General features: G+C 67.8%; 26 protein-coding genes and 1 pseudogene. 7 read left to right on the top strand and 20 right to left on the bottom strand.

The features are described 5' to 3' along the window. Positions 1-8: 8 nt before the first annotated feature. The 10 genes from ACZ5UM_RS15475 to eutS (ACZ5UM_RS15430) all read right to left on the bottom strand — a co-directional run bounded on the left by ACZ5UM_RS15475 (position 9) and on the right by eutS (ACZ5UM_RS15430) (position 8,494). Entirely contained in the window at positions 9-1,385 is a 1,377-nt protein-coding gene (locus tag ACZ5UM_RS15475) for an ethanolamine ammonia-lyase subunit EutB (protein ID WP_464845185.1), read from the bottom strand. 84 nt (positions 1,386-1,469) lie between these two features. Next, complete coding sequence (gene eutM, locus ACZ5UM_RS15470; RefSeq protein ID WP_464845184.1) at positions 1,470-1,751, bottom strand: ethanolamine utilization microcompartment protein EutM; 282 nt, start codon at positions 1,749-1,751, stop codon at positions 1,470-1,472. A 50-nt stretch (positions 1,752-1,801) separates the two neighbouring features. After that, on the bottom strand, positions 1,802-2,461 hold the full coding sequence (gene eutL, locus ACZ5UM_RS15465) for an ethanolamine utilization microcompartment protein EutL (protein WP_464845183.1): 660 nt from the start codon (positions 2,459-2,461) through the stop codon (positions 1,802-1,804). An 18-nt stretch (positions 2,462-2,479) separates the two neighbouring features. After that, a complete protein-coding gene (gene eutC, locus ACZ5UM_RS15460) occupies positions 2,480-3,358 on the bottom strand; it encodes an ethanolamine ammonia-lyase subunit EutC (RefSeq protein ID WP_464845182.1) in 879 nt (292 codons plus the stop codon). A gap of 14 nt (positions 3,359-3,372) precedes the next feature. Beyond that, positions 3,373-4,743, bottom strand: coding sequence for an ethanolamine ammonia-lyase subunit EutB (locus ACZ5UM_RS15455; RefSeq protein WP_464845181.1), 1,371 nt, complete (start codon positions 4,741-4,743; stop codon positions 3,373-3,375). A 24-nt stretch (positions 4,744-4,767) separates the two neighbouring features. Beyond that, positions 4,768-6,249, bottom strand: coding sequence for an ethanolamine ammonia-lyase reactivating factor EutA (locus tag ACZ5UM_RS15450; RefSeq protein WP_464845180.1), 1,482 nt, complete (start codon positions 6,247-6,249; stop codon positions 4,768-4,770). Positions 6,250-6,378: 129 nt separating this feature from the next. Continuing rightward, a complete protein-coding gene (locus tag ACZ5UM_RS15445; RefSeq protein WP_464845179.1) occupies positions 6,379-6,969 on the bottom strand; it encodes an ANTAR domain-containing response regulator in 591 nt (196 codons plus the stop codon). A 33-nt stretch (positions 6,970-7,002) separates the two neighbouring features. Continuing rightward, positions 7,003-7,341, bottom strand: coding sequence for an ethanolamine utilization microcompartment protein EutS (gene eutS / locus ACZ5UM_RS15440; protein WP_464845178.1), 339 nt, complete (start codon positions 7,339-7,341; stop codon positions 7,003-7,005). A 187-nt stretch (positions 7,342-7,528) separates the two neighbouring features. Beyond that, positions 7,529-7,915 (bottom strand): ANTAR domain-containing response regulator, encoded by a 387-nt coding sequence (locus ACZ5UM_RS15435; RefSeq protein ID WP_464845177.1) that lies wholly within the window; start codon positions 7,913-7,915, stop codon positions 7,529-7,531. A gap of 222 nt (positions 7,916-8,137) precedes the next feature. Continuing rightward, complete coding sequence (eutS, locus tag ACZ5UM_RS15430) at positions 8,138-8,494, bottom strand: ethanolamine utilization microcompartment protein EutS (RefSeq protein ID WP_464848400.1); 357 nt, start codon at positions 8,492-8,494, stop codon at positions 8,138-8,140. A gap of 346 nt (positions 8,495-8,840) precedes the next feature. Between eutS (ACZ5UM_RS15430) and ACZ5UM_RS15425 the strand changes: the two genes are divergently transcribed. Both ACZ5UM_RS15425 and ACZ5UM_RS15420 read left to right on the top strand, forming a co-directional pair. Next, positions 8,841-9,278 (top strand): hypothetical protein, encoded by a 438-nt coding sequence (locus ACZ5UM_RS15425; RefSeq protein WP_464845176.1) that lies wholly within the window; start codon positions 8,841-8,843, stop codon positions 9,276-9,278. 12 nt (positions 9,279-9,290) lie between these two features. Beyond that, positions 9,291-9,503: pseudogene (locus ACZ5UM_RS15420) on the top strand (thioredoxin family protein); the annotation flags it as partial. 26 nt (positions 9,504-9,529) lie between these two features. Here ACZ5UM_RS15420 and ACZ5UM_RS15415 read toward each other — a convergent pair. Continuing rightward, complete coding sequence (locus tag ACZ5UM_RS15415; protein ID WP_464845175.1) at positions 9,530-10,243, bottom strand: DsbA family protein; 714 nt, start codon at positions 10,241-10,243, stop codon at positions 9,530-9,532. Between the two features lie 173 nt (positions 10,244-10,416). Continuing rightward, on the bottom strand, positions 10,417-11,877 hold the full coding sequence (locus tag ACZ5UM_RS15410) for an ISLre2-like element ISSyth4 family transposase (protein ID WP_464845110.1): 1,461 nt from the start codon (positions 11,875-11,877) through the stop codon (positions 10,417-10,419). Positions 11,878-12,211: 334 nt separating this feature from the next. Here ACZ5UM_RS15410 and ACZ5UM_RS15405 point away from each other — a divergent pair, with 334 nt between their 5' ends. The 4 genes from ACZ5UM_RS15405 to ACZ5UM_RS15390 are packed head-to-tail and all read left to right on the top strand — an operon-like array spanning position 12,212 to position 16,217. After that, a complete protein-coding gene (locus ACZ5UM_RS15405; protein ID WP_464845174.1) occupies positions 12,212-14,416 on the top strand; it encodes a molybdopterin oxidoreductase family protein in 2,205 nt (734 codons plus the stop codon). Positions 14,417-14,431: 15 nt separating this feature from the next. Next, positions 14,432-15,088 carry a 4Fe-4S dicluster domain-containing protein gene (locus ACZ5UM_RS15400; RefSeq protein ID WP_464845173.1) on the top strand — a complete coding sequence of 219 codons (657 nt, stop codon included), beginning with the start codon at positions 14,432-14,434 and terminating at the stop codon, positions 15,086-15,088. Position 15,089: 1 nt separating this feature from the next. After that, positions 15,090-16,019, top strand: coding sequence for a dimethyl sulfoxide reductase anchor subunit family protein (locus ACZ5UM_RS15395; protein WP_464845172.1), 930 nt, complete (start codon positions 15,090-15,092; stop codon positions 16,017-16,019). Positions 16,020-16,034: 15 nt separating this feature from the next. After that, the gene (locus ACZ5UM_RS15390) at positions 16,035-16,217 is read left to right on the top strand and encodes a hypothetical protein (RefSeq protein ID WP_464845171.1); all 183 of its coding nucleotides are present in this window, start codon (positions 16,035-16,037) and stop codon (positions 16,215-16,217) included. A 74-nt stretch (positions 16,218-16,291) separates the two neighbouring features. Here ACZ5UM_RS15390 and ACZ5UM_RS15385 read toward each other — a convergent pair whose 3' ends face one another. From ACZ5UM_RS15385 to ACZ5UM_RS15365, 5 genes are all read right to left on the bottom strand, one after another. Continuing rightward, on the bottom strand, positions 16,292-16,417 hold the full coding sequence (locus ACZ5UM_RS15385; RefSeq protein ID WP_464845170.1) for a hypothetical protein: 126 nt from the start codon (positions 16,415-16,417) through the stop codon (positions 16,292-16,294). After that, complete coding sequence (locus ACZ5UM_RS15380; RefSeq protein WP_464845169.1) at positions 16,414-16,650, bottom strand: MoaD/ThiS family protein; 237 nt, start codon at positions 16,648-16,650, stop codon at positions 16,414-16,416. Before ACZ5UM_RS15380 ends, ACZ5UM_RS15385 begins: the two co-directional genes overlap by 4 nt. Positions 16,651-16,661: 11 nt before the next feature. Then, complete coding sequence (locus tag ACZ5UM_RS15375; RefSeq protein WP_464845168.1) at positions 16,662-18,632, bottom strand: aldehyde ferredoxin oxidoreductase family protein; 1,971 nt, start codon at positions 18,630-18,632, stop codon at positions 16,662-16,664. A gap of 180 nt (positions 18,633-18,812) precedes the next feature. Continuing rightward, complete coding sequence (locus ACZ5UM_RS15370; protein ID WP_464845167.1) at positions 18,813-19,997, bottom strand: iron-containing alcohol dehydrogenase; 1,185 nt, start codon at positions 19,995-19,997, stop codon at positions 18,813-18,815. 13 nt (positions 19,998-20,010) lie between these two features. After that, entirely contained in the window at positions 20,011-20,490 is a 480-nt protein-coding gene (locus tag ACZ5UM_RS15365) for a hypothetical protein (RefSeq protein ID WP_464845166.1), read from the bottom strand. A 339-nt stretch (positions 20,491-20,829) separates the two neighbouring features. Here ACZ5UM_RS15365 and ACZ5UM_RS15360 point away from each other — a divergent pair, with 339 nt between their 5' ends. Next, on the top strand, positions 20,830-21,834 hold the full coding sequence (locus ACZ5UM_RS15360) for a cytochrome-c peroxidase (protein WP_464845165.1): 1,005 nt from the start codon (positions 20,830-20,832) through the stop codon (positions 21,832-21,834). An 84-nt stretch (positions 21,835-21,918) separates the two neighbouring features. Here ACZ5UM_RS15360 and ACZ5UM_RS15355 read toward each other — a convergent pair whose 3' ends face one another. The 3 genes from ACZ5UM_RS15355 to ACZ5UM_RS15345 are packed head-to-tail and all read right to left on the bottom strand — an operon-like array spanning position 21,919 to position 25,214. Next, positions 21,919-22,959 (bottom strand): ABC transporter substrate-binding protein, encoded by a 1,041-nt coding sequence (locus ACZ5UM_RS15355; RefSeq protein WP_464845164.1) that lies wholly within the window; start codon positions 22,957-22,959, stop codon positions 21,919-21,921. Between the two features lie 21 nt (positions 22,960-22,980). Next, positions 22,981-24,165 carry an ABC transporter ATP-binding protein gene (locus ACZ5UM_RS15350; RefSeq protein WP_464845163.1) on the bottom strand — a complete coding sequence of 395 codons (1,185 nt, stop codon included), beginning with the start codon at positions 24,163-24,165 and terminating at the stop codon, positions 22,981-22,983. Next, positions 24,162-25,214: a FecCD family ABC transporter permease gene (locus ACZ5UM_RS15345; protein WP_464845162.1), complete on the bottom strand. Its 1,053-nt coding sequence runs from the start codon at positions 25,212-25,214 to the stop codon at positions 24,162-24,164. Before ACZ5UM_RS15345 ends, ACZ5UM_RS15350 begins: the two co-directional genes overlap by 4 nt. Positions 25,215-25,394: the final 180 nt, after the last annotated feature.

The following is a 25,394-nucleotide window of genomic DNA, read 5'->3' as shown; positions in this document are numbered from 1 at the left end:
ATCCCTCCCTATCTGCCCATGCACAGGAAGATGGTCGGATCGCCCGCGCGGGCGGTCAGCCGCCCGTTCTCATCCAGCAGGCCCATCTCCCTGCACCAGCGCTCGAACTCCGGCGTCGGCCTCCGGTTCAGCAGTTCGCGCAGGGTGACGTCGTCGTGATACGACGTGTCCTGGTACGCCAGCATGCAGTCGTCGTTCTGCGGGACGCCCATGTAGTAGGTCGCACCGGCGAGGGCGAGCAGCATGATGGCGTTTTCCTGATCGTTCTGATCTGCCCGCACGTGGTTGGTGTAGCACGGCGCCATGCCCATCGGCAGACCCAGCAACTTGCCCATGAAGTGGTCCTCCAGGCTGCCCCGGATGATCTGCTTGCCGTCGAAGTGGGTCTCGGGGCCGATGAAGCCGGTGACGTTGTTGACCATGAAGGGGCTGTACCGGCGCCCGAAGGCGTACGTGCGGGCCTCCAGCGTCTGCATGTCGACCCCATGGTGGGCGCCGAGAGAGAGTTCGGAGCCCTGGCCGGTCTCGAAGTACATGAGGTTCGGCCCGGGCGAACCGCCCCGCTTGCGGATCATGTCGAGCGCCTCGTCCAGGAGCGCCGCGCTGATGCCGAACTCCTCGTTGCATTTCTGCGTGCCGGCGATGGACTGGAAGAACATGTCGGCGACCGCGCCCTGTTCGATCGCCTTCATCTGTGTGGTGATGTGCGAGAGCACCACCGTCTGGGTGGGAACGCGATACCGGTGCTTGATCTCCTGGATCGCGTTCATGATCCGGATGGTGTTCTCCACCGAATCATCGTTGGGGTTGATGCCGATACAGGCGTCGCCCGAGGTGTAGGAAAGACCCTCCAGAACGGATGCGGTGATGCCCTCGATGGAGTCGGAAGGATGGTTCGCCTGAATGCGGTAAGAGAGCGTGCCGGGCAGACCCAGCGTGGTCTCGCAGTGGGTGACCACGTGGATCTTGCTGGCGGCGTACACCAAGTCCATGTTGGACATGAGCTTGGCGACGGCCGATGCCATCTCGCCAGTGAGGGCCCGGCTGACGCGCCGGATCATGTCACCGGTGGTCTCGTGGCTCAGGATCCACTCCCGGAAATAACCGACGGTCCAGTGCTTGATCTCACCGAAGATCTGCTCGTTGATCTGCTCCTCCTGGACACGGCTCACCTCGTCGATCTCAGGGGGGATCGCCGGGTTGGCTCGGATCTCGCCCAGGGACACTTCGGCCAGCACACGTTTGGCCGCAACCCGCTCCGCGCTCGATGTGGCGGCGATTCCGGCCAGGACGTCGCCAGCCTTCTCTTCGCCGGCCTTGGCGAGGACGTCTACCAGATCCCGAAATTCGTACGTCACGCCACGAAGCCGCGTCTTGAGCTTCATCCGTTCTTGCCTCCTCTCAAGTCGCGCGGCCCTGGGGAGCAGCCCGGAAGGGGGAAGCGCGGTTCCCCCTTCCGGGCGATGGGACTAGGACTTCTGGGGCAGGATCATCTCCACGTCGCCGTGCGGCCGCGGGATGACGTGCACCGAGATCAGCTCCCCGATCCGCTGGGCGGCAGCGGCGCCCGCGTCCGTGGCGGCCTTAACGGCGCCCACGTCACCGCGGACCATGACGGTCACCAGACCGCCTCCCACCAGGACCTTGCCGATCAGCGTCACGTTAGCGGCCTTCACCATCGCATCTGCGGCCTCGATCGCAGCTACCAGGCCCCTGGTCTCGATCATGCCCAAGGCGATCATCGCACTCATGCTCGTCCCTCCTCACGCTCGTGCCTGCAATCGGTCAGCGGCTGATGGTCCTAGTAACGTTTCGGATACCGGGCGACCTCCATCACGGTGGCGGCGAAGGCGTCGCACGCAGCCTTGCAGGCCGACTGGGTGCCCGTGAACTGGGCGCCGGCGAAGTTGGTCTCGCTGGGCGGCCCGAAGAAGTTGGTCATGCGCACCTCTGCGGCCTTGGCGGCCGCGTCGACCGCGTACATCGCTTCGATGGGCGGGGCGATCAGGTACGCCAGTGGCGAGCCGGCGGGGATGCCGTTCTCCTTGGAGAGGTAGGTGCCGGTCCGGCTGATGGTGTAGGCGTAGAAGGCGATCTTGCCTTCCTCGTCGGCCGCGTAGAAGGTGCACTCGCCGCTCTCGATCAGCTCGATCGCAGCGTTCAGACCGGCCTTCACCTCAGCAGGATCGGGCCCCGCCAGCATGCCGATGAACTCGCCCGACAGCGGGCCTGATGCGTGGGCTGCACCCGCGTAGAAGGAGCGGGCGTACACGACCTCCACGTCTGCCTTCTTGGTGGCTTCGTCCACCGCGGTGTAGCCAACATCGTCGATATCGACCGTGAGCATCCCCAGCGAGCGGTGGTGCGGTTGGAGGTTCAGCCGCTGCTTCATGTCCTCGTGGAGGTTAGGGATGAGCTTGACGGCCAGGACCTTGGCCTGAATGGGCTTGAACCCGTACACGGAGGAACCTCCCCTCGCCTAGAGGTTGGCCAACTTGGTGCCGCTGGCCTGGTTGTCGTAGATCCGCTTGACGAAAGCCGCCACGGCAGCGCCGGCCTCGGTGGCAGGCGTCCCGCCGTCATGGATGTTGGAGATCAGCGACCGGTCGGACTCGATGGTGCCGTGCCGCGGGCGCCAGCACATGTAGGCGGACATCGACTTGGCCGTCACCAGACCCGGCCGCTCACCCACCGCTTCGACCACGACATCCGGCTGCAGGATTTCGCCGATGTCGTCCATGACCGCGACCCGGCCGTACTTCACGAAGAACGGCGTCCCCACGGACAGGCCCAGGTTCTTCAGGCCCTGCATCAGCGCGGGCAGGAAGTCGCGGATGTTGGCCTCGATGGCGGTGGAGGACAGACCGTCGACGACGATGACCTGCACCTGCGGCCGCATCTGGCACCGCTCCCGGATGATCGCCTTGGCCTCCTCGGAGAGCCGGCGGCCCAGATCCGGGCGGGTCAGGTACTCCTCCTTGTCACGCACCATCGTCTGCACGGTGAACAGGCCAAGCTCGTCCAGCAGGTTCTGGTCCACTTCCAGCATGACTGCGTCGCGGGCGGCCGCATGGTCTGCCCGGAAGCGCAGCCAGGGCTCGGTCAGGTACCGCGGGCCTGCGCGCCAGATGCCGATGCGGGTCGGGGTGGCGAGCTTCACCCGCATGAGCCCCTCCGGATCGGCAGCGTGCGGGACGTAGCAGGTCTTGCGGATGTCGATGTCCGCCAGGTCGCGCAGCCCTTCACCGTCATCGACCGGTGCAGGTTGGGCCGCCTGCGCGGGGGCTTCCGTGCCCTGGTTCAGCCGCGAAAGGACCTCGGCGACGATCTTCCGCAGTTCGGCTTCCGTGTAGGCCATTCGTATCTCCCTCCTTACTTGCCCAGGAAGACGGACAGGTCGCCAGCGCGCTCGGCCAGCCGGCCTTCGCTATCCAGGAACCCCATCTCCTGACACCAGGCGTGGAACTCGGGTGCGGGCTTCTTGCCGAAGGTCTGGCGCAGGGACGCACCGTCGTGGTAAGCGCCGCACTGGTAGTTGAGCATCGGGTCGTCGCCCATCGGCACGCCGATCAGGTAGTTGACGTTGGCCGCGGTCAGCAGCACGGCTAGGTTCTCAATGTCGTTCTGGTCGGCCTTCATGTGGTTGGTGTAGCAGACGTCGCAGCCCATGGAGATGCCGGTCAGCTTGCCCATGAACACGTCTTCCAGGCCGGCCCGGATGACCTGCTTGGAGTCGTACAGGTACTCAGGCCCGATGAACCCGACCACGGTGTTCACGATCAGCGGCTGGTACCGCCTGGCGAGGCCGTAGCACCGGGCCTCGAGCGTCACCTGGTCCGCGCCGTGGTGCGCGTCGGCGGAGAGCTCGGAACCCTGGCCGGTCTCGAAGTACATCAGGTTAGGCCCCTTGGCACTGCCGTACTTGCGGACCAACTCGAGCGCCTCGTCCAGCATCTCAACCGTGACGCCGAACGCCTCCATCGCCTTCTGGGAGCCCGCGATGGACTGGAACACCACACCGACTGGCGCTCCGTCACGGATGCACCGCATCTGGGTCGTGACGTGGGCCAGCACGCTGTGCTGGGTCGGGATGTTCCACTTCTGGATGAACTCATAGACCGCCCAGAGCAGCCGGGAGACCGATTCGGGATCGTCGTTCACCGGGTTGATGCCGATCACGGCGTCGCCGATGCCGTAGGAGAGACCTTCCATGATCTGGGGCATGATGCCGTCGATTGAATCGGTCGGGTCGTTGGGCTGCAGGCGCATCGCGAGTGTGCCGGGCAGACCGATGGTGGTGTTGCACTGCACGATGTTCCGCATCTTGCTCGCGCCGTAGATCAGGTCCAGGTTCGAACAGAGCTTGGCCACACCTGCCACCATCTCGGACGTGAGCCCACGGCTGATGCGCTGAATCTCCATCGCGTCGGCCCTGTCCGACAGGATGTACTCCCGGAGCTCCGCCACGGTCCAGCTCTTGATCTCGCGGTACACGTGTTCATTGACCGCGTCCTGAATGACCCGGGTGACCTCGTCTTCTTCGTAGGGAATGACCGGGTTGTTGCGCAGGTCTTCGAGCGTCAGGTTTGCGAGGACGTGCTTGGCGGCGATGCGCTCCGCGTCCGACTCTGCGGCGATGCCGGCCAGCACGTCGCCGGAGCGGAGTTCGTTGGCCTTGGCGAGCACCTCCTTTACGGACCCGAACTTGTAGACCTGTCCGCGCAAGGTCGTCTTCAGGATCATCCCTTTCCCTCCTTAAGCCGTGGTTCAGTTATGAAATACCAAGCTCTTCACGACCACGGGGACGACGATGCCCCCGTACATCGGAGCTCCGATGTCGATGTAGTCGCCGGTCTGGCTGCGGATCTGGTCGATGCAGATGATCGGGTAGTCCGGCGGCAGGAACGTGGAGAGGCTGTGCCCGAGCACGCTGCCGATGTTCTCCTCCAGCACAATGATGACGGGCAGACCCCGCTCCACCAGGGGCCGCACGCCTTCCGCCAGCCCGGCGGCCAGGTTGCGGACCTGATCAAACCGTGGGTGGTGAAGGCCAGGGAACGTCACGGCCACCGGCTGGTCCAGTCCCTGACCTTCTGAGGTGAACCAGGAAAGTCCCTCGCGCACGGAGGCGGCGATCCGGTCGGCCGGGGCCAGCGGGTCGAGATTGGGCGGCTTGACCATGGGCACATTCTGGAGCGGGAGGAGCCCGTCGGCGTGCAAGAAGATCGTCGAGCCGCTGAGCTCCAGCACCTCCATGCCTGCGCCGATCACCGTGGCGTACACCGTTTCAGGGGGCTCGCGCAGAGCGAATGCCTGACAGGTGGGTCCGAGCCGGAGGGCGTCGGCGAGCATTGGGCCGATGTCGCCGTAACGAATCACGTCCCGCAGGGAGCGACGCTCGGTGGAGGCGTATAACTCTCGCCCGGTGCCGCCGGAGAACGTGACGACGTCGGCCCGGATAGGGGAGGAGGGCGGAGACCCAATAACCAGGGCCCGGGCCAGGTCGGAGTCGGCCCTTCCCTCGATGAGCTCGTGCAGAGCCTGGGTCATCCCCGTGCAGAGGGTCCAGAGCTGCTCCGGGTCGGCGGGTTGTCCCACGTCAACCCGCAGCCCCAGGATACCGGCTGCCTCGCGGGCGGGGGGTGAGACCCCGACCACACGGGCGGAGGTGGGATCGATCCGGACCAGCCTTCCGCCGACGTGGGCGCAGACGGTGGCCTCCACTTCGCCGCCCACGAAGAGCACCCCGTTGGTGGTGCCGCCGCCGACGTCCAGGTTGAGCACCCGCAGGTTCTCCTTGTTTGAAAGGGCTGCCGCACCGCTTCCCCGACCGGCGAGGATGGCCTCCAGCTGAGGCCCTGCTGTGGCCACCACGAAGCGACCGGCGTCCCCGGCAAGCTGCTCCACGACGGCCCGGGCGTTCTCCCGCAGGGCCGATTCGCCGGTAATGATCACCGCACCCGAGTCGATGTTGCCCCAGGTCAGGTTCGCCTGCCGGAGCTGCTCTCTGACCCAGGCAAAGATGGCGTCACTGTCCAGCAGGGTTTCGTCCAGCAGCGGCGTGAAGATGACCGGGCTGCGGTAGAGCACCTCGCGGTGCGTGATCTCAACGGATGCCATGGCGTGTACCCCGCCCAGCCGGGCGGTGGTCAGCCGGCTGACGACCAGGCAGGTAGAAGTGGTGCCGATGTCGATCCCGATGCTGGTCAGTACGTCGCGTACGGGCTTCTCGCAGCTTGGTCTGGGCATGCGCGGCGATCCCCCCTCCCGTTTGGAAAAAACACAAGGACCCACTGCCCTCACGTGCGGTGAGGGCGGTGGGCCCCGTTGCCCGAATGCGGACGCCGTTGTCCGCCCGATGTGCACTTGGATAACCCCTCAGAACGAAAGCGAGCGGAGCGACCGGTCCTGCAGGACCATCTCGGCCACCTCGCCGAGCGGCCTGCGGCTGTTCATGCTCAGACTGCGCAGGTGCCGGTACGCTTCGGCTTCACTGATGTGGAGGTCCTCCATGAGGATGGCTTTTGCCCGCTCGACCAACCGGCGTTCAGCCAACCGGCGCTGCGCGGCGTCTGCCCGCTTGCGCAGGGCGTTCAGCTGCTGCCGCTGGCGCACGACGGCCAGAACGGTCAGCCCGAGTTGGTCGGGATCGACCGGTTTCAGCAGGCAGGCGGCTGCGCCGCCCAGTACCATGGAACGGAGGACGGGAAGACCGGCGGGCTCAGCCAGCAGGACGAGGGAAGTATGCGGCCACGAGAGAAGTTCGTCAGCAACCCTGAATCCGTTGGGGCTGCGGAGGTGAATGTCCAGGATCAGGACTTCGGGAGTGAGGGACTGGACGAGTTCGTATGCGGCGGAGCCATCCCCCGTCTCTGCCAGAACGGGGATGTCAGCCCGCCTTAACGCCTCGACGACCAGCTTGCGCTGTTGCCGGTCTTCTACAGCCACAACGATTCGGACTGAACGCATCGACACTCCCCATCTCGGTCCAACACCGACTCCCTACGAGCGTGTGATTATGCTCGGAGTGAACTTGAGCACCTCTCCCAGCATTTCGTTGACAGCCCGCAGTCCGGCCTCCACACTGGCGACATCCCCGTAGATCACGACTGCACCGCTGAACCGATCGAGGAACGCGATGCCGACGGGGGCGGCCTTGGTGGCCACGTCGCCGGCGATAATCGCGCCCTCGCCCGGCGTGATCGTCAGGATGCCGATAGCGCCTACCCGGTCAATGCCGAGACGCTCACACAACTCCGCGGTGGGGTGCGCGATGAGGTGAGCGAGCGTAACCTGCTTTCCGGGAACGTACTCCTGGATGATCCGCTGCCTTTCCTCCACAGCCGCACACCCCCAGGCACGGGTACTCTGGCGAGTGTACACGAAAGTACAGTGCCGGTCGGATAGGGTACAGACCTTTTTCTACACGTGTGACAGCAATCCTTCTTGCGTGCAGTAGACTAGAAGTCGATTTTTCGAGCTTGCCCCCTGCGAGCATCGAAGCCGTGCTCACTGAATCGGCGGTCAGTTACCCGCGGAGCACGCGGCCCATGAGTACCATCTCAGCTACCTGACCGAGTGGCAGCCTGCTGTTCATGCTGAGCCGGCGCAGGCGATGATACGCCTCGGCCTCGTTGATCCGAAGTTCCTCCATGAGAACCGCCTTCGCCCGGTCCACCAGCCTGCGATCCGTCAGGCGGCGCTCGGCCGTTTCCATCCGTTTGCGGAGCGCCTGGACTTCCCTGCGGTGGCGGGCCGCGACGAGGGCGGCCAGTGCGACCTGTTCGGGGCAGACGGGTCTGAGAAGACAGGCCGCCGCCCCACCCTGGGCCAGTCTGTGCAGGAGGCTGAGGCCCTCGGGGTCTGAGAGCAGGATCAGGGAGATGTCGGTCGACGACAGCACCGTTTCGGCCATCCTCCCGCCTCTTGGGACCCGCAGATGGGCATCCAGAATCATCAGGTCCGGAGTCAGGCAGCGGCTGAGTTCGTACGCGGCTTGGCCGTCGCCAGTGTCGGCTACCGGTCGGAGGTTCACTGCCCTCAGCGCCGCTACGATCCGTTGGCGTTCTGATCGGTCCTCCAAAGCGACGAGCAGACGCACTGTGTTCATGCCGAGCCTCCAACAGGGCAGGGGGTTCTAAGAGCCCGTGATAGTGGCCGGAGTGAACTTCAAGACCTCCCCCAAGATCTCGTTGACTGTTCTCAGCGCCGCTTCCACACTGGCGACGTCACCGTACATCACCAGTGCACCGCTGAAACGGTCGAGGAAGGCGATGTTCACTGCCGCGGCCTTGGTGGCCAAGTCCCCCGCGATGATCGCACCCTCTCCCGGTGTGATGGTCATAATTCCGATTGCACCTGCGTGCTCGATCCCGAGTCGCTCGCACAGCTCCCGGGTCGGGTTCGCAATCAGGTGCGAGAGCGTGACCTGCTTCCCGGGAACGAATTCCTGAATGATCCTCCGCTTGGTTTCGCGCTCGTCCAGGGCGTCGATCACCTCCCCGACGGCAAACGGTGGCGGCCGGCGAGTAGATGCCATCTTCAGGCGGCCGAGACGAATCAGGGAAAAGTGTTAGGGTTATGCTACCATACCGTGCTCGATGGCGCATGAGGCAAAAAGATTAGTCCGATCGCACACCCCCGTCCCGCAATTGCAACTGGCATTCGACAGAGGGATCGCATTCCCCTACAACTGTGCACGCAAGTATCCCGTTCCCCGACGCGGCTGTGGCTGACCTGTGGCGCAGGGGGAAGGAGGTGGGCTCGCGAGCACGAAAAAGGAAACCATGAAGAACGGGGCTCCCCTGCTGCGACGGGGAGCCCCGGAGGAGGTACACGGAGTGACCATGCTGACCGCTGCCCAGCGCCGGCAGGTGCGGACCCTGTTGGCGGAGCACCTCCGGGCGCCGGTGCAGGTGCTTTTTTTCTCTGCCGCTGCGCACGATCCGGCCGCCGCCCCGCTCAGGGAGCTGATGGCGGATCTGGTGCGCCTTTCGGACGGGAAGATCCAGGCCATGGGCCGGACCGGGCGGGAGGGGCAGGCCGAGGCAGCCCGCTTCGGCGTGGACCAGGCGCCCGCGCTGGCGCTGCTGGACGGCGGCGGCAACGACACCGGCGTGCGCTTCTACGGGGTGCCGCTGGGCTACGAGCTCATGGTCCTCCTGGAGGACCTGATCGACCTCTCCCGCGGCGAGACCCGCCTGCCGCCCGCCGCCCGGGCGCTGGTGCGCGCGGTCGACCGGGAACTGGTCATCCGGGTCTACTCGACCCCGACCTGACCGCAGTGTCCCCGGGCGGTTCGCCTGGCGCACATGGCGGCGATGGAGAATCCCCGCATCCGGGCGTACGCCGTGGATGCGGCCGAGTTTCCCCACCTGGCCCGGCAGGATGGCGTCCGGTCCGTGCCCCTGACCGTCATCGAGGGGCCCGGGAAGGTCGTCCTGGCCGGGCTGTACCCCGAGGCGGAGTTTCTGGCGGGGCTGCACAGGGCGGCCCGGCGGTGAGCGGACCGGTGAGGCCGCGCGGGCGACTACCCGTCCTGGCCTGTGGTCTGGCCCGCCGCGGCCTGCACCGCCTCGATGACCTCCTGGTAGGAGCGGATGCGGAGCACCTCGCCGTTCACCAGGAAGGCCGGCGTGCCCTGAACGCCGGGCGTGGTGTAGCCCTCGGTGCTGTCGGCCAGCACCTTGTCCCGGTGGGTTCCCTGGTCCATGCACTCGTTAAAGGCCTTCGTGTCGAGCCCCAGTTCACGCGCGTAGGTCTTCATCGCGTCCCGGGTCCACTTCTGCCCGTGCGCCGGCTGGTTGGCGAAGAGCAGGTCGTGGAAGGCCCAGTAGTAGCCCTGGTCCGCCGCGCACTCCACCGCCTCCGCGGCGTTGAGAGAGGTGTCGGCCGGATCGATGACCAGCATGTGCTTGCGCACGTAGCGGGCGGTGCCCTCCGCCACCAGCTGCTCGATGTCATCGCCCAGCGCCAGGTGCGAGTCGCGGCAGTGCGGGCAGCGGAAGTCGCTGAACTCCACGAGCTCCACCGGCGCGTCCGCGCTCCCCAGGACGTTGCGCGCAGCCCCGCGCTCCTGGTCGGTGAGGATCGTGTCCGGAATGGTGATCTCGCCGAGCCGGCGAGCCGTGACGTTGCTCGCCACGATCAGCGCCGCGGTGACCACGACGGCGACACCGCCGACCCACCACAGGCTCCTGTCCTTCTTCCGGCTGAGGGGACCTCCCCTCTTGGACTTGGCCATCGGAACGTCGCTCCTTTAGGGTGATATGCCCCATTGTAATAGAACATTGGGATGATATACAACCGCTAACTAACAGAAGGGTCTGTCAAGTGAAAGTGGGTACGTCGCACTTCCAAAAGTGTTCTGTATGATTTTGGTTCATGAATTGGCGCCGAATGCGTCTGTTGCCTCTTCTACTTGGTGAAGCCGGCGGCCGCCCTCAGCATCCGAGAGTATCCGCCGCTGGCGTTCCGACCGGCATACAAGATCGGCATGCGCCCGTGGCGGACTCCTTCAATGCCCCGCCCCACGGTCTCCACGACCCGGTGCCGCACCTTTTCCCGAACTGCAGCCAGTGATTCGAGTCCCAGCTGGCGTTCCACCATCTCCACGGCCCCACGCAAAGTGCCGTGAAAGTAGGCGGCCAGCACGTGCATCATCGCCTTCAAGCCCCTCTCGGACCAGCTCCGGCCGACCTTCCGCAGCCGTGCTGAGTACCGCTCCACCGCCCCTTCCGCTGCACCCAGGCCGCGTAACCCCTCCACGCTGACGCCCCGCTCTTGAAGTCGGACGCGGTAGTCCCGTATCGACTCCGGCATCGTCCTGAGGTCGGCCACCAGCCTGCGGATCTCTCCACGACGCTTCGAGTCGGTCTCAGCAGCACGCGCTTCCTCCAGTACCGCCAGCAATCCTCCGGCGTCGTTTGCCTCCAGCGCAGCGTTCGCTCGTTCCAGGAGCCGGGGCTGGTGGCGCAGCACGTGGTTTAGCTCCTGCTTCAGGTGAAACCGGTCGATCTGGTACAGCGCCTTCGGAAACCACGTCACGCCCTCCCGAATCCACCGGGCCCGGTCCCCGTTGATGATCACCCACGTGTCGCTGAGATCGTACTCCCTCTCCAGAAACTCGCTCAACTGCTCCCAGCTGTCCCGTCCGCTGTCGGGAATGAAATCGCGGCGGTTTACCAGCCTGTACTCCGTACCAGCCGGGGTTCGCTCTACCCAACCCTCATGAATCACGAACAGCCGCACTTCCGCCTTCTTGCCGCGCTGACGACCCGGCCAGAATCCATCCGCCTCGATGTACAGGAAGCGGACTTTGCGGGTCCCCCCTTCGGTCACCTGCCGCTGCTTCTGCGCTGCCGCAAGGGCCATTCCCGTCTCGATGCTCCACTGCCGGATCGCCTCGTGGCTGACGTAAACCTGACAGTCCCGCCGCCCCAGCTCTGCTGCCGCACCCCGAAACGATCCGGCCGTCACTGCAGCTTCAACCGCATCTGCCCTGACCGATTCACTCACCCGCTGCCGCTTCGCGATCTGCAGCACCTCATCCAGCAGAAAGACAAAGCGCTTTTCCTCCTGGTCCCAGTAGTAGCGGCGCTTGAATGTGATCGGGCCAAACTTGGTCATGAGGGTGCGGGACCGCATCTCTTTGAACACATACCGCTGGGCGTCCCGGTTTTCATACAGCAAAGTGTCCACCCGCGAGAGTGCCTCAACCAGCACTTCGCGGAAACACTCCACTACCTGCTGCCAAACACCACTTTCAAGTTCCTCAAAGGAAAAGCCGTTGTCTGCACGAATCTCAACCATGACGAGAGATGACCCTCCCTGTGTTGGTGTTTGTTTCCCAGCAACAACACTTTTGGAAGGGGCCATCTCTCGTCCTGCTTTTTTCAGCAGAAATGTTGTGGCCTACCCACGAAAACTTTACTCACACCTAACAGAACGTGCCCCCTTGTACCTCCGTTCGGGTCTGCCGATCGGAGGTTTTCGCGTCCGCGTAGTGCTTTCGTCCTGGGCGCGCGCCGCCGGCAGCGCCCGCCGCAGCGGGCTCAGCACAGGCAGTGACGGATATCACCGGAACGCATCGGGTGCCGGCTTGAAATTGCGGTGGCCCAAAACTTGTCCGTGTGGTCTCTGGGGCGGAAACCAACCCCTCCATACAATCTGAAGTAGGAACTTTTTCTGCCGTGCAAAGGGGGAAGGTGGCATGACAGGCGGGATCAACCGCCGCGCGTTCCTGAAGCTCTCGGTGGCCGCCACCGCAGCGCTGGGGGCCGCCGGCGCCGTCACCGCCGGCGATTCCCGCAGCTACGTGGGCGGCGGCTTCGCGCCGGGGCACGTGGAGCCGGACACCTGGACGTACTCCACGTGCGGCTTCTGCGGGACCGGCTGCGGCATTGAGATCGGCACCAAGGACGGCATTCCCGTGGCGATCCGAGGGACCCAGGGGTACCCGGTGAACGACGGCCTGCTCTGTGCCAAGGGCATTTACCAGTGGAAGACGATCACGGCGCCCGACCGGGCGAAGTACCCGCTGATCCGCAGGGACGGCAGGCTGGAGCGGGCGAGCTGGGACGAGGCCCTGACGGCGATGACCGGTAAGCTGAAGCAGCTCCTGGCCGACCACGGTCCGGAATCGATCGCCTGCTACAACACCGGCCAGCTCTGCATGGAGGAGTTCTACACCCTCGGCAAGCTGATGCGTGCCGGCTTCCGTACGCCGAACCTGGACGGCAACACCCGCACCTGCATGGCCTCGGCCGTGGTGGGCCACACCCGCTCCTTCGGCACCGACGGCGCCATCGGGGCGTACGCGGACATCGAGGCGGCCGAGGTCATCCTCATCGCCGGCTCCAACATGGCCGAGTGCCACCCGATCCTCTTCGGCCGGGTGGTGAAGGCCGTGGAGAGGGGGGCCAAGCTGATCTGCGTCGACCCCCGGCTCACGCAGGTCAGCCGCCTCGCGACCATCAACCTGGCGATCCGGCCCGGCACCGACGTGGTGCTGCTCAACGCAATGGCCCACGTCATCATCCGGGAAGGGCTGATCGACCGGGCCTACATCGACGCCCACACCACCGGCTACGAAGCGCTGGAGCAGCATCTGCAGAAGTACACGCCCGAGTACGCCGCCGGGATCTGCGGCGTGCCCGCCGGGGACATCGAGGCGGCCGCCCTGCTTTACGGCCGCGCCGAGCGCTCCCTCTCCATGTGGGTGATGGGCATCAACCAGTCGGTCAACGGCACCATCGCCAACAACTGCTTCCACAACCTCAACCTGATCCAGGGCAAGATCGGCAAGCCGGGTTGCGCCTCCTTCTCCATCACCGGCCAGCCCGCGGCGATGGCCTCCCGGGAGGTGGGCGGCTCCTCCACGTACCCCGGCTACCGGGCCATCGGCAACCCGGAACACCGGGCCGAGATCGCCGCGCTCTGGGGCGTGGACCCGGCGACCCTGCCGGACAGGTCCCCGTCCATCACCGAGATCATCGATGCCATCCTTGAGGGTCAGATCAAGGCGCTCTGGGTGATCTGCACCAACCCCATCATGTCGCTGCCGGACCAGAACCGGGTGCGGAAGGCGCTGGAGAAGCTGGAGCTGCTGGTCGTGCAGGACGCCTACGAAACGGTGGACACCGCCGCGTACGCCCATATCTTCCTGCCGGCGGCGCTCTGGGCGGAGAAGAGCGGCATCATGGTCAACTCCGAGCGGCGGCTCAACCTGCTGAAGCCGGCGGTCGCACCGCCCGGCGAGGCCCGCACCGACTTCGATATCTTCCTCGCTGTCGCGGACCGCATGGGCTTCGGCCACCTGTTCCCGTACCGGACGACCGAGGAATGCTTCGAGGAGATCAAGCGGGTGACGAAGGGGCGGCCCAACGACTACTCCGGGGCCACCTATGCCCGCATCGAGGCCAGCAAGGGGCTGCAGTGGCCCATTCCCGACGAGCGCTCCGCCGGCACTCCCCGGCTCTACGCCGACGGCCGGTTCAACACGCCGGACGGCCGGGCCGTGCTCTGGGCGGTGGATCCGGTCGAGCTGCCCGAGGTGCCCGACGGCGAGTACCCCTTCAACCTGAACAGCGGCCGGGTGCAGGAGCACTACCACACCGGCACCAAGACCCGCAAGGTCCCGGAGCTGAACGATCTGGTGCCCACGGCCTACGTGGAGCTCAACCCGAAGGACGCCGAGGCGCTGGGCGTCCAGTACGGCGACCGGGTCCGCATCGAGAGCCGGCGGGGGGAGATCGAGGCGAAGGTGGTCGTCACCTCGCAGGTGGCGCCGGGATCCTGCTTCGTGCCGATGCACTTCAACGAGGGCCCCGTGAACCGGCTGACTGTCTGGGCGGTCGACCCGTTCTCCAAGGAGCCCAACTACAAGCAGCAGGCCGTGCGCCTGCGCAGGGCGTAAGAGGGGGATCCGCAGATGAGCACACAGCTTGGTTTTCACGTGGACATGGAGAAGTGCATCGGCTGCAAGGCGTGCGAGGCGGCCTGCAAGGACTTCTACCGGCTGCCGCCGGAGATCCGCTGGCGCCGGGTCCGCTCCTTCGAGATGGGCGAGTTTCCCCGGGCGATCCGGGTCCACCTGACGCTCGCCTGCAACCACTGCGAGGACCCGGCGTGCATGAAGGGCTGCCCGGTGGAGGCGTACACCAAGCGGGCGGATGGGCTGGTGATCCACGATCCCGCCGCCTGCATCGGCTGCCAGTACTGCACCTGGACCTGCCCCTACGGCGTGCCCCAGTTCGACCCGGAGCAGGGCGTCGTCTCCAAGTGCAACGGGTGCTACCAGCTGGTGGACCAGGGACAGATGCCCCGCTGCGTACAGGCCTGCCTCACCGGCGCGCTCAGCTTCGGCGAGGTGGCGGCGCACGAGGCGGAGAAGCGCGAGGCCGTGCGGGAGGCGCCGGGCTTCCCCGATCCCGCGGTCACCCGGCCCGCCACCCGGTTCGCCTGGCCGAAGAAGGGGCCGCAGCCCGGGCGGCAGGTGCGCGTCGCGCCGCCCCGGGAGGCAGAAGCCGGCGCCGCCGCGGCGGGGGTTGGCGCCGGGGATGCGGCCGGTGCAGGGGAGGTGAGGTAACATGGCCGCGTGGCTGCACGAAGCGCAGTACAGCCTGGTGGTCTTCACGGTGCTGATCCAGCTGGCCGTCGGGGGCCTGTGGGTGCTGGTGGCCGCCGACCTGCGGCCGGTCTCCGCTCCGGACGCCAGCGGGGCGCATCCTGCCCGCCTGGGCAGCCTCCTTCTGGTGTCGGCGGCCGCCCTCGGCCTGCTCTTCTCCACGACCCACCTGGGCCGGCCGATGCTGGCCGTCCGGGCCCTGCGGCACTGGGAGAGCTCGTGGATGTCCCGGGAGATCTGGGCGACCGGCCTCTTCTTCGGGCTGATCGCCCTCTACACCCTGCTCTCGTGGTGGCGGCCCGGCGCCGCGGGCGCCCGGCGGAGCATCGGCGCCCTGGGCGCCGTCGCCGGCGCCGCGGCGATCGTCACCCAGGCGATGATCTACCTGATCCCCGGCCGTCCCATGTGGAACCACTGGTCCACGGCGGCGCTCTTCTTCGGCACCGCCCTGACCCTGGGGCCGCTGGCGATGGCTGCCCTGCAGGGCGGCGCGGGAGGCGGCCGGAGCCGCCTGGCGATCGGGATACTGGCCGGATCCGCCCTGTACGGCGCCGGGCTGGCGGCCAGGCTCAGCTACCTCTCATCGGGCGCAGCCGCGGCGCTGGCCACGCCGGGGGCCGCCGGCAAGGCGGCGGTGGGCGCGGAGACGGTGAAGACCGCCCTGCTCACGGGCTACCAGGTCGTCGCGGCCAACGGGACCCTCCTGGGCCTGGAGATCGCCCTGGCGATCGGGGCGCCCGCCGCGGCGGGCGCGGCGCTCTGGCTGCTGGGCCGGCGAAACGGGAGCCTGCGACTGGCGAGAGGGCTCGCCGCCTGCGGCGCTGCCCTGGCGCTGCTGGGCCACCTGGCGGGCCGGGCGCTCTTCTACCTGAGCGGCCAGCCCTGGTTCTAGAGGGGAGGACGACCGATGAAGACGACACGGCGAAGCGCCATCCTGGCGCTGTTTGCGGGCGCCCTCGCCGCCCTTGCGGCCGCGGCGGCCCGGAAGGGGCTTCCCGGGGCAGGCGCTGCGGCCCGCCGGCTGGCCGGACCGGCGCTGCCGCAGGCGAAGGTGGAGATGTACGGGTACACGGAAGTGAACCTGAGTTAGCCGTGGGCACGAGAACCGGGCTCCGGGCGCCAGGAAGGCGGCCGGAGCCCGGTTCTTGTCGTTCTCGGATATCTCTACTCGAGCTCGTAAAACGTGATCGGGCAGCGGAGCTGTACGGGCAGTTGCGTGAAGCGGCTGCGCAGGAGCACCCAGCGCCGGTGGCCCACCCGGTCGATGTTGCCCCTTGGTAGAAGGTTCATCCCCCCGCCGCGGGGGAGAGGAGGTAGACTTCGTCGCCGTCCTTCAGGCGGGTGCGCAGCCCGGCGCGCTCGCCGTTTACGTACACCGCCGCCTGCAGGAGCGGCCCGGAGCCGGGCAGCCCGAGGGCGGCGGCGGCCTTCTCCAGCGCCTCGGCCACCGTCGCCGCGTCCACCTCAATCTGGCGCCGCCCGGCGTCCAGCCGCAGGGTGCCGAAAAGCCGCACCGTGACCATGCCCTCACCCCTTACCGGATGCCGAGCCGGCGCAGCAGGGAAGGCTTCGGCACGCCCTCGGACGTCCAGCCCCGCAGCCGGTAGTACTGCCGCTTCATCGTCTCCAGCGGCACCTTCGTGCGGGGGTCGCCAGGCACCTGCTCGACCGCCTTCAGCCGCTCGGGCAGGTCGTCGTCGGCGGCCGTCACGCCCAGCCGGGTGTTGACCAGCCGCTCCAGGTTGTAACCCCGCTCGCCGATCAGCTTCAGGCGGCCCAGGTCCATCTTCAGGCCGGTCACCGCCTCCAGGGCCCGGGTGAGCGGCAGCCCGGGCAGGTGGACGGGCATCCAGCGCAGCCAGAGGATGAGCGCAACGGGGCCGCCCGTCCAGGGCAGCAGCTTGTTCACCGCCCGGGTGAGCCAGCTGTTGGGCCGGTTCAGGAGGGCCGCCGGGAACACGTCGTACGAGCTGAAGAGGCAGTTGCCCGCGGCGGAGATCGCCTCCATCAGGTCCTGCATGAGGATGGTGAGGGCCGCCTTGGCCCGGGGGGTGTGGGGGTCCATCTCGAGCCCCAGCCCCTCCAGCACGGCCAGGTAACCGGCGTTCAGGTGGCAGCCGCCCCGGTTGGAGACGGCGTACCCGAGCCCCTGCCCCACGGCGGCCCGGGGCTCGTAGGCGGGCAGTTCGAGCCCCTTCACGTGCATGGCAAAGCCCGTCCCGCCGAAGCGCTCCGCCAGCCGGCGGGTGCCCTCGGCCAGCAGGTCGCCGATGCCCCGCCGGTGTGCGATGTCATCGAAGAGCCGGGACAGGTTCTGCACCTCGCCGAAGCGGAGTCCGTTTTCCCAGAGCCCCTTCTCGTTCAGCTCCATGGCGAAGGCAATCGTACCGCCGGTGGAGATGGCGTCCATGCCCAGCTCGTCCAGCTGGTGGTTCCAGCGGATGATCTCCGCCAGGTCGGCGTTCTCCAGGTTGGGGCCCAGCAGCACGATGGTCTCCAGCTCGGGCCCCTTCACCCTGCGGCCCTTCGGGACGGCGCGTTCCGTGCCGGCAGCGGCCTCCGGCGCGCCGGGCTGCGCGCCCGGTGACGGCAGAGCCGCCTCCTCCGGCAGGATCACCTCCCGCCCGCAGTGGACGGGGCAGCCGGTGCACCCGCCGTTCCGGACCAGGTGCTCCTCGGCCAGCGTCTCGCCGGAGACGGCGTCGAACTGCTCGAACTGCCCCCGGCTGAAGTTGCGGGTGGCCAGCATCCGGTGGGCCTGCATCCCGGCGAGCAGCCCCGCCGTGCCCAGCCGGGGAAGCTGCCGGCCGGTGATGGGATGCGCCCGCAGCTCCTGCACCCACGTCTTCTGCAGCTCCCGCCACCGGTCCGGGCTGGCCACGGGCACCACCTGCCGGCCGTGGGCCACCAGGGCCTTCAGGTTCTTGGCGCCGAACACCGCGCCGACGCCCGCCCGGGCGGCCATGCGGTCGTCGCTGACCAGGCCCGCGTAGCGCACCCGGTTCTCGCCCGCCGGGCCGATAACCAGCTTGCCGGTCCGGGGCGGGAGCGCCGCCTGCGTCTGGCCCGTGGTCATGCCCCAGAGGTGGGCGGCGTCGTGGAAACGGACGCCGTCCTCCGCGATCTCCACCCAGACCGGCGCTTCCGCCCGGCCGGTGATGACCAGCCCGTCGCAGCCGGCCTTCTTCAGGTGCAGCCCGAAGGAGCCGCCGCAGTTGGAGGAGGTGAGCAGCCCCGTGAGGGGGGAGACGGTGGAGACGTTGAAGCGGCTGGCCATGGGCGCGCCGGTGCCGGTGAGCGGCCCCGTGGTGACGACCACGACGTTCTCCGGCCCGAAGGGGTCCAGGGGGCCGGTGATCAGATCCGCGAGAATCCGGGCGGCCAGCACCTTGCCGCCCAGGTACTTCTCCCGCATCTCGTCCGGAACCGGGTACTCGCTCACCTGACGGGTGGTCAGGTCGATGCTCAGCATGCGCCCCATGTAGCCGCCCAGCCGCGTGGGCATCCGGTGCGCCCCCTTTCCTGCGGAACCTCCCGTGTCTCGCTGCCCGCGGCGCCCGGCGTCGGGCTGCATCCCGACGGGCCGGGAGATCCGTCTATTTGCCAGAAACGGCTTACGCGCTGAGGAAGAAAGCCCGGCGGGAGGCTGTGTGACCGGGGAGCATCCCGGCGGGCAGACGCCGGCTCAGAAGGCCTGCCGGAGGATCTGCATCACGTCGTCCAGCCCCGCCTCCTTGGGGTTCATCAGCAGGGCGCCGTCGTTGATCGCCGTGCGGGCGATGGCCGGCAGGAGGTCGTCGGTGACGCCCGCGTCCCGGAGGCGGAGGGGGAGGCCGCAGGCCTGGTGCAGCCGCTGGGCGAACGCCCGCACCACGGCGATGGCCTGCGAGCCGCGCCCGGCCGCCGGGGTGGCTGCATAGAGCTCCGGCCCTGCCAGCGCCAGCAGCAGCCGGCCGTAGCGCTCGTGGACCACGTCGAGGTTGTACTCCATGACGTGAGGCAGCAGGATGGCCATGGCGTCGCCGTGGGCGACCCTGCCGATGGCGCCCACCGCATGGCCGATGGCATGGACCAGCCCCACCATCGCGTTGGAGAAGGCCGCCCCGGCCATGAGGGCCGCGTTGGCCATGGCCAGCCGCGCCTCGGTGTCGCGGCCGTCCGCCACGGCCCGGGGCAGATAATCCCGGATCAGCTCGATGGCGGCCCAGGCGTAGGCGTCGCTCAGCGGGTTCCGCTGGATCGACGTGTACCCCTCGATGGCGTGGACCAGCGCGTCCATGCCGGTGGACGCGGTGATGCGCGGCGGCAGCGAGCGGGTCATGCGCGGGTCCAGCACGGCCAGGTCCGGCAGCAGGTGGTGCGAGACGAACTCCATCTTCACCTGCCGCTCCGGGTGGGCGATCACCGCCACCAGGGTCGCCTCGGACCCGGTCCCCGCCGTGGTCGGGATGACGGCGAAGGGCACCCGCCGCACCGGCTGCAGGATGTCCGCGCCCATGTACTCGATGATGTCGTCCGTCTCCTGGCCGATCAGCACCCGCAGCCCCTTGGCGGTGTCGATCACCGATCCGCCGCCGAGGGCGATGATCGAGTCGCAGCCGGCCTCCCGGAAGACCCGCCCCGCCGCGTTGACCACGTGCACCGACGAGTCCTGGGGGATCTCGGTGAAGCGGGCGGCGATGGTGAGGTCCGATCGCTGCAGCACGTCCTCCAGGATGCGGACCAGCCCCACCTCCACCAACTGCGGGTTGGTGAGGAGGATGGGGCGTCTGGCATTGAGATGCGCCATCTCGTACGGCAGGTTCTCCAGCGCATGTTCGCCCGAGAGCACCTTGACCGGGTTGTAGAACTCATAGTACCGGGGCAGCACGGCAGGCACCTCCTCAGTCGGCCAGCAGGGTGCGCAGGTAGACGCGCAGCACGGACACCTCCCGCCGGGGAACCTGCTGCATGATCCGGCGGGTGATGTGTGCGGGGAACAGGTAGGCCTCGGTGACGAGCATGACGCGCACCACCGACATCGCGAAGGTCAGGTCGCCCTTCATGGTCATGCGGCGCTCGGCATAGGCCTGCCCGATGGACTTCAGGCCCAGGAAGACCGGCAGGGCGCCTTCGATGTGCTTGAACTGAATGACCAGGTCGGCGTCGTGCGCGGGCTTCAGGCCGAGGAAGCGCAGGCGCCCCTTTTCCTTGGCCAGGCTCATCGCCGGGCCGTCCCGGGCGATCTGCAGCGAGAGCCGCTGCCCCTCGGGCCAGCCGGCCACCTCGGCGGCCACGCGGCTGTCCAGGCGGGCGCAGGCGCAGATGCCGCGGCCCAGGAACCAGAGCAGGATGCGGAGGAGGAGCGCTTTGCACGAGCGCACGGGCGACCGCCCCCTTCGGCACATCGTTGCATGATAGGTATGTCAATTCGGTGGCGTGCAGCCGGAATCCTGTACGCGGCGGGGCGACCCGGCCCACAGGGACGGCGGTGGACCGCCTCGGGTCCGGAATGTAGTCCCTTCGCGCGGTCAGGCGCGCGTCGCACCAGTTCATGGCAATCCCGCAAAGCCGCACCGGACGCGGGTTTGCGGAAACACCCCAGCCATAACTCGGGATTATGCCTGATATTAACATTACGACCTTGTGCTTAGAAAGATTCTAGTTTATCGTGAGATTACAAGCGGCATACGCCGCGCAATCATGCAGAGGAGGATGCAGGCATGTTTCGACGGACGCGCATGATCGCGCTGGTCGGAGCCCTCGTCATGGTCATGGTTGTCGGCTGTAGCTCGAGCTCCGGCAGCAAGTCGACGGGTGAGCTCACCGAAGTCCGCCAGGGCAGCTTTGCCACCATCGTCGCGGCGCCCGAAAACCCGGACAACCCGTCCACCCCTGAGAAGATCGAGCTCGGCAAGATGCTGTTCTTCGACCCCCGGCTCAGCAGCAGCGGCGTGATCTCCTGTGCGACCTGTCACAACCTCTCCCTGGGCGGCACGGACCGCCTGCCGACCTCGATCGGCCACGGCTTCCAGAACACCCCGCGCAACGCCCCGACGGTGCTGAACGCGGCGTTCTTCCAGAACCAGTTCTGGGATGGCCGCGCTCAGGGTCTTGAGGAGCAGGCCAAGGGCCCGATCCAGGCGCCCGGCGAAATGAACATGCCCGCCGACATGGCCGTGGAGCGCATCAAGTCGATCCAGGGCTACCACGAGTACTTTGAGAAGGCCTTCCCCGGCGAGGAGGATCCCATCACCTTCGACAACATCGTGAAGGCCATCGCCGCCTTTGAGCGCACCCTGATCACGCCCAACGACGCGCTCGACCGCTACCTGCGGGGCGACAAGAACGCGCTGTCGCCGCAGGCCATCCGCGGCATGGAGACCTTCGAGCGCATCGGGTGCACCTCCTGCCACGCCGGCCCGGCCCTCTCCAGCGGCGCGATGATGAAGTTCGACTGGGGCAACGACGCCGGCAAGGCGAGCTGGACCAACGACCCGAAGGACGAGAAGTTCTTCCGGGTGCAGACCCTGCGCAACGTCTCGCTGACCGGCCCGTACTTCCACGACGGTTCCGTGGAGACCCTGGAGGAGGCCGTGACCATCATGGCCCGGGTGCAGCTGGGCTATGACCTCAGCGACCAGGAGCGGGACGACATCGTCGCCTTCCTGAAGTCGCTGGTGGGCGAGATGCCGAAGGTCGAGGTGCCGACGCTGCCGGCCCACTAAACGGCAACGAGCCTGTGCCTGAGCACACGAAGGGGCTGTCCCCTGTCATCGACGGGGGACAGCCCTCCTCGCGCGCGGCGGGGCTCAGGGATAGAGCCACTCCACCAGTTCTTCCAGGCCGTCGACGAGGCCGGTGCTGGCCGAGTAGAAGGAGCGGGCGGGCACCAGCCGCACGTTGCCGCTCTGGACCGCCTTCACGGTCTCCATCCCGGGGCTCTCCATGAGCTCCTGGAAGGACGCCTCGCCCTTCCCGAGCACGTCCACCAGGAGCAGGTAGTCCGGGTCGGCCTGCATGATCTGCTCCACGCCGGCGGGCATCGAGCGGGTGAGGCCCAGCCGGTCCGCCGCCGGGACCGCCCCGGCCCGGAGAATCAGCTCGTAGCTGAGGCTGTCCGGGCCGGCCATGAGCGGCCGCGTGGCCTGGTTGGAGATCATCAGGACGGTCGGGGGGTTCTCCATCTCGGGCACCCGGCGCTCGATTTCGGCCAGCCGCCGGTTCATGTCGTCGATGAGCTCCCGGGCCTTCGTCGCGGACTCGGGCCCCAGCGCCTCGCCGATCGTCAGCATGTTCTGTTGGAAAGCCTCGATGGAGGACCAGTCGGAGAAGGAGAGCAGGGGCACGCCGGCCGCCTCGAACACGGCGATGGCATCCTTCTCCGCCCCCAGCCGGCCGGTGAGGAGGATGAGGTCGGGTTCGTACGCCAGCACCTGCTCCGGGTCGAGACTGGCCCCGTCGATGATGGTGTTGGGGACCATGCTGGCGAGGTGGGCGTGGTTGCTGAGCGCCGGGTTCAGGGCGTTCCGGCCGATCAGGACGATCCGCTCCGGCCCCGCGAGCTGCAGCGCGATCTCGGCGACGTTGGTCGAGAGGGCGGCGATGCGCTGCGGGACCTGCACGGCCCCGCCGGGCTCGGTCTGCTCTGCCGGATCGGATTGGCCGGACCCGGCGGGCTCCGGTGAAGGCTGGACGGGCTCACCCGAGGCGGGCGCCTCGGGCTGGGCAGGATCGCCGCCGCCCGGGGCGGGGCGGCCGCCGCAGGCGGCCAGCAGCAGCAGGCTGATCAGCAGCGCCGCCGCGTTCCTGAACCGACGGGGTGCGCCTGCGCGGGATGCAGTCAGCTTCATGGTCCACAGTACCTCCCCTTGTCACGAAGCCAGGATGTGTTCCAGGTCGGCGGGCTTATGGGGCACCAGGTCCGTCAGCAGCAGGGTCTGGGTGCGGGGTCTCGGCCCCACGGGCAGGACCCTCCGGCCCGCCAGCAGCCGCTCCAGGGCGGCGTTGGCGGGCCCCAGGGGCACCGGCGCCGCCAGGATGAGATCGGCCTGGTCCAGCCAGCCCGCGGCCTCCTGCAGAGTCCCTTCCGGGATCTGGTGGAAGGACGGGTACGTCAGCACCGGCAGGCCCAGCGCGCGGGCCAGTTCGGCGTCGGGATCCCGCTCCTCCACGGGGCCCGCCGAGACGCGGGCCCCCCGGCGGTACAGCTCCGCCAGCGCCGGGCCCGCCGTGCCGCCGCCGGCCAGCACGTGGATGCGGCGGCCCTCGGGCGCTTCCTCCGCATCATCAAAGGCGACGACGTGCGGGGTGCCGGTGAGCGGGTCCGGCCGCACCATGGCGGTGACGCCATAGGCCTCCTTCAGGTTGGCCGGGGTCAGGACCTCTTCCGGCCGGCCCATGGCCAGCACCCGGCCCCGGGCCAGGAGGACCAGCTCGTCGCAGTAGCGGGCGGCGAGGTTCAGGTCGTGCAGGACGGCGATGGCCGTCATCCCCTCCCGGCACAGCGCGCGGACCAGGTTGAGGGCACGGAGCTGATGGCGCAGGTCCAGCGCGGAGATGGGCTCGTCCAGGAGCAGCACGCGGGGCTCCTGCGCCAGGGTCTTGGCGAGGAAGGTCATCTGCCGCTCGCCGCCGGAGAGGGTGGTGACCGGCTGCTCCGCCAGGTGCAGGGTGCCGGTGAGCGCCATGGCGCGCCGGGCGGCCTCCTCGTCGCGGCGTCCCTCCAGGCTGAAGCGTCCCAGGTGCGGGTGGCGGCCCATCATGACCACTTCCCAGGCCGGGAAGGCGAAGTCGATCTGCGTCTCCTGCGGCAGGTAAGCCACCTGCCGGGCCAGCGCCCGGGCGCCCATGCGGGCGACCGGCGTGCCGCTCAAGATCGCCTCCCCCCGGGTGGGGGTGAGCAGCCCGGCCATGATGCGCAGCAGGGTCGACTTGCCCACGCCGTTGGGCCCGATGATGCCGGTGAAGCGGCCTGCGCTCCCGGTCAGGCTGACTGCGTCCAGGATCAGGCGGCCGGCCACCTCCAGGCTGACCGCCTGAACGGCGATGTGGCTCATGGCGTCGCTCCTTTCCTGTCGCCTCGCAGCACCAAGTACAGGAAAAACGGCGCTCCGATGAGCGACGTGACTACGCCCACCTGGATGGTGACGGGGTTCCAGGCCAGGCGGGAGATGGTGTCGGCAATGATCAGGAACCCTGCGCCTCCCAGCGCACTGGCGGGCAGGAGCAGGCGGTGGTCGGGGCCGGCGACGAGCCGGATGCTGTGGGGGATGACGAGGCCCACGAAGCCGATGATCCCGCTCACCGCCACCGCTGCGCCGGTGACGACCGAGGCGATGGCGAGCAGGATGCCGCGGGTGCGGGCCACGTCGATGCCGGAGGTCCGGGCGTGGTCGTCGCCCAGCAGGAGCATGTTCAGATCCCGGGCGAAGGCCATGAGCAGCAGGCATCCCAGCAGGATGGGCCAGGCCACCAGGTAGACGTGCTCCCAGGTGCGGGCCTCCAGCCCGCCCTGCAGCCAGTAGATGATGCCCCGGAGCTCGTTCTCGTTGGGGGCGTTGGCCACCATCAGGCTGATCACCGCGCTCAGGAACGAGTTGATGCCGATGCCCACCAGGAGCAGCGTGCCCGCGCCGGAACGGCGGCTCCGGGTCCAGACGAGGAAGACGACGATGACGGCCAGCATGGCGCCCGCGAAGGCGGCGGCCGGCATGAACCAGCGGCTGACGCCGGCCCAGCCGAAGTAGATGGCGCCGACGGCCCCCAGCGCTGCGCCGCTGGAGACCCCCACCACCCCCGGCTCGGCCAGGGGGTTGCGGAACAGCGCCTGCATCACGACGCCGGAGACGCCCAGCGCGGCGCCGACCAGCCCGCCCACGAGGATCCGGGGCAGCCGGATCTGGTCCACCATCAGCAGTTCACGTTCCGTGAAGGGGATGCTGGTCGTGATCCCGATGCGCTTCAGGAGGATGGCCGCCGTGTGGTCCCAGGGGATGCTCACCGGGCCCAGGGCCGCAGACACGATGACCGCGCCCAGGAGGAGGAGGAAGAGGATGAGCAGTGCGAGGAAGAGGCGGCGTATGAGCGGTTTGGGACGGGTCGACAAGCAATACACCTCCTCGGAGCCATACACCTATTGTTCGGATTCTGTTACATCATCGTCAATAAGCCTATCGGTCAGGTGCATCCCCGAACTGTGCCTTTAGGTCCCCGCCGGAGGGACGCAAAAATGGGGAGCCGCGGCCCGCGCGTCTCTCCTGCGCGTTCCCGTGTCCGAATGGGCTCA

The sequence above is a fragment of the Symbiobacterium ostreiconchae genome (assembly GCF_055396975.1).
The sequence above is the reverse complement of the archived record's forward strand: the minus strand, read 5'-3'. Positions and strand labels throughout refer to the sequence as shown.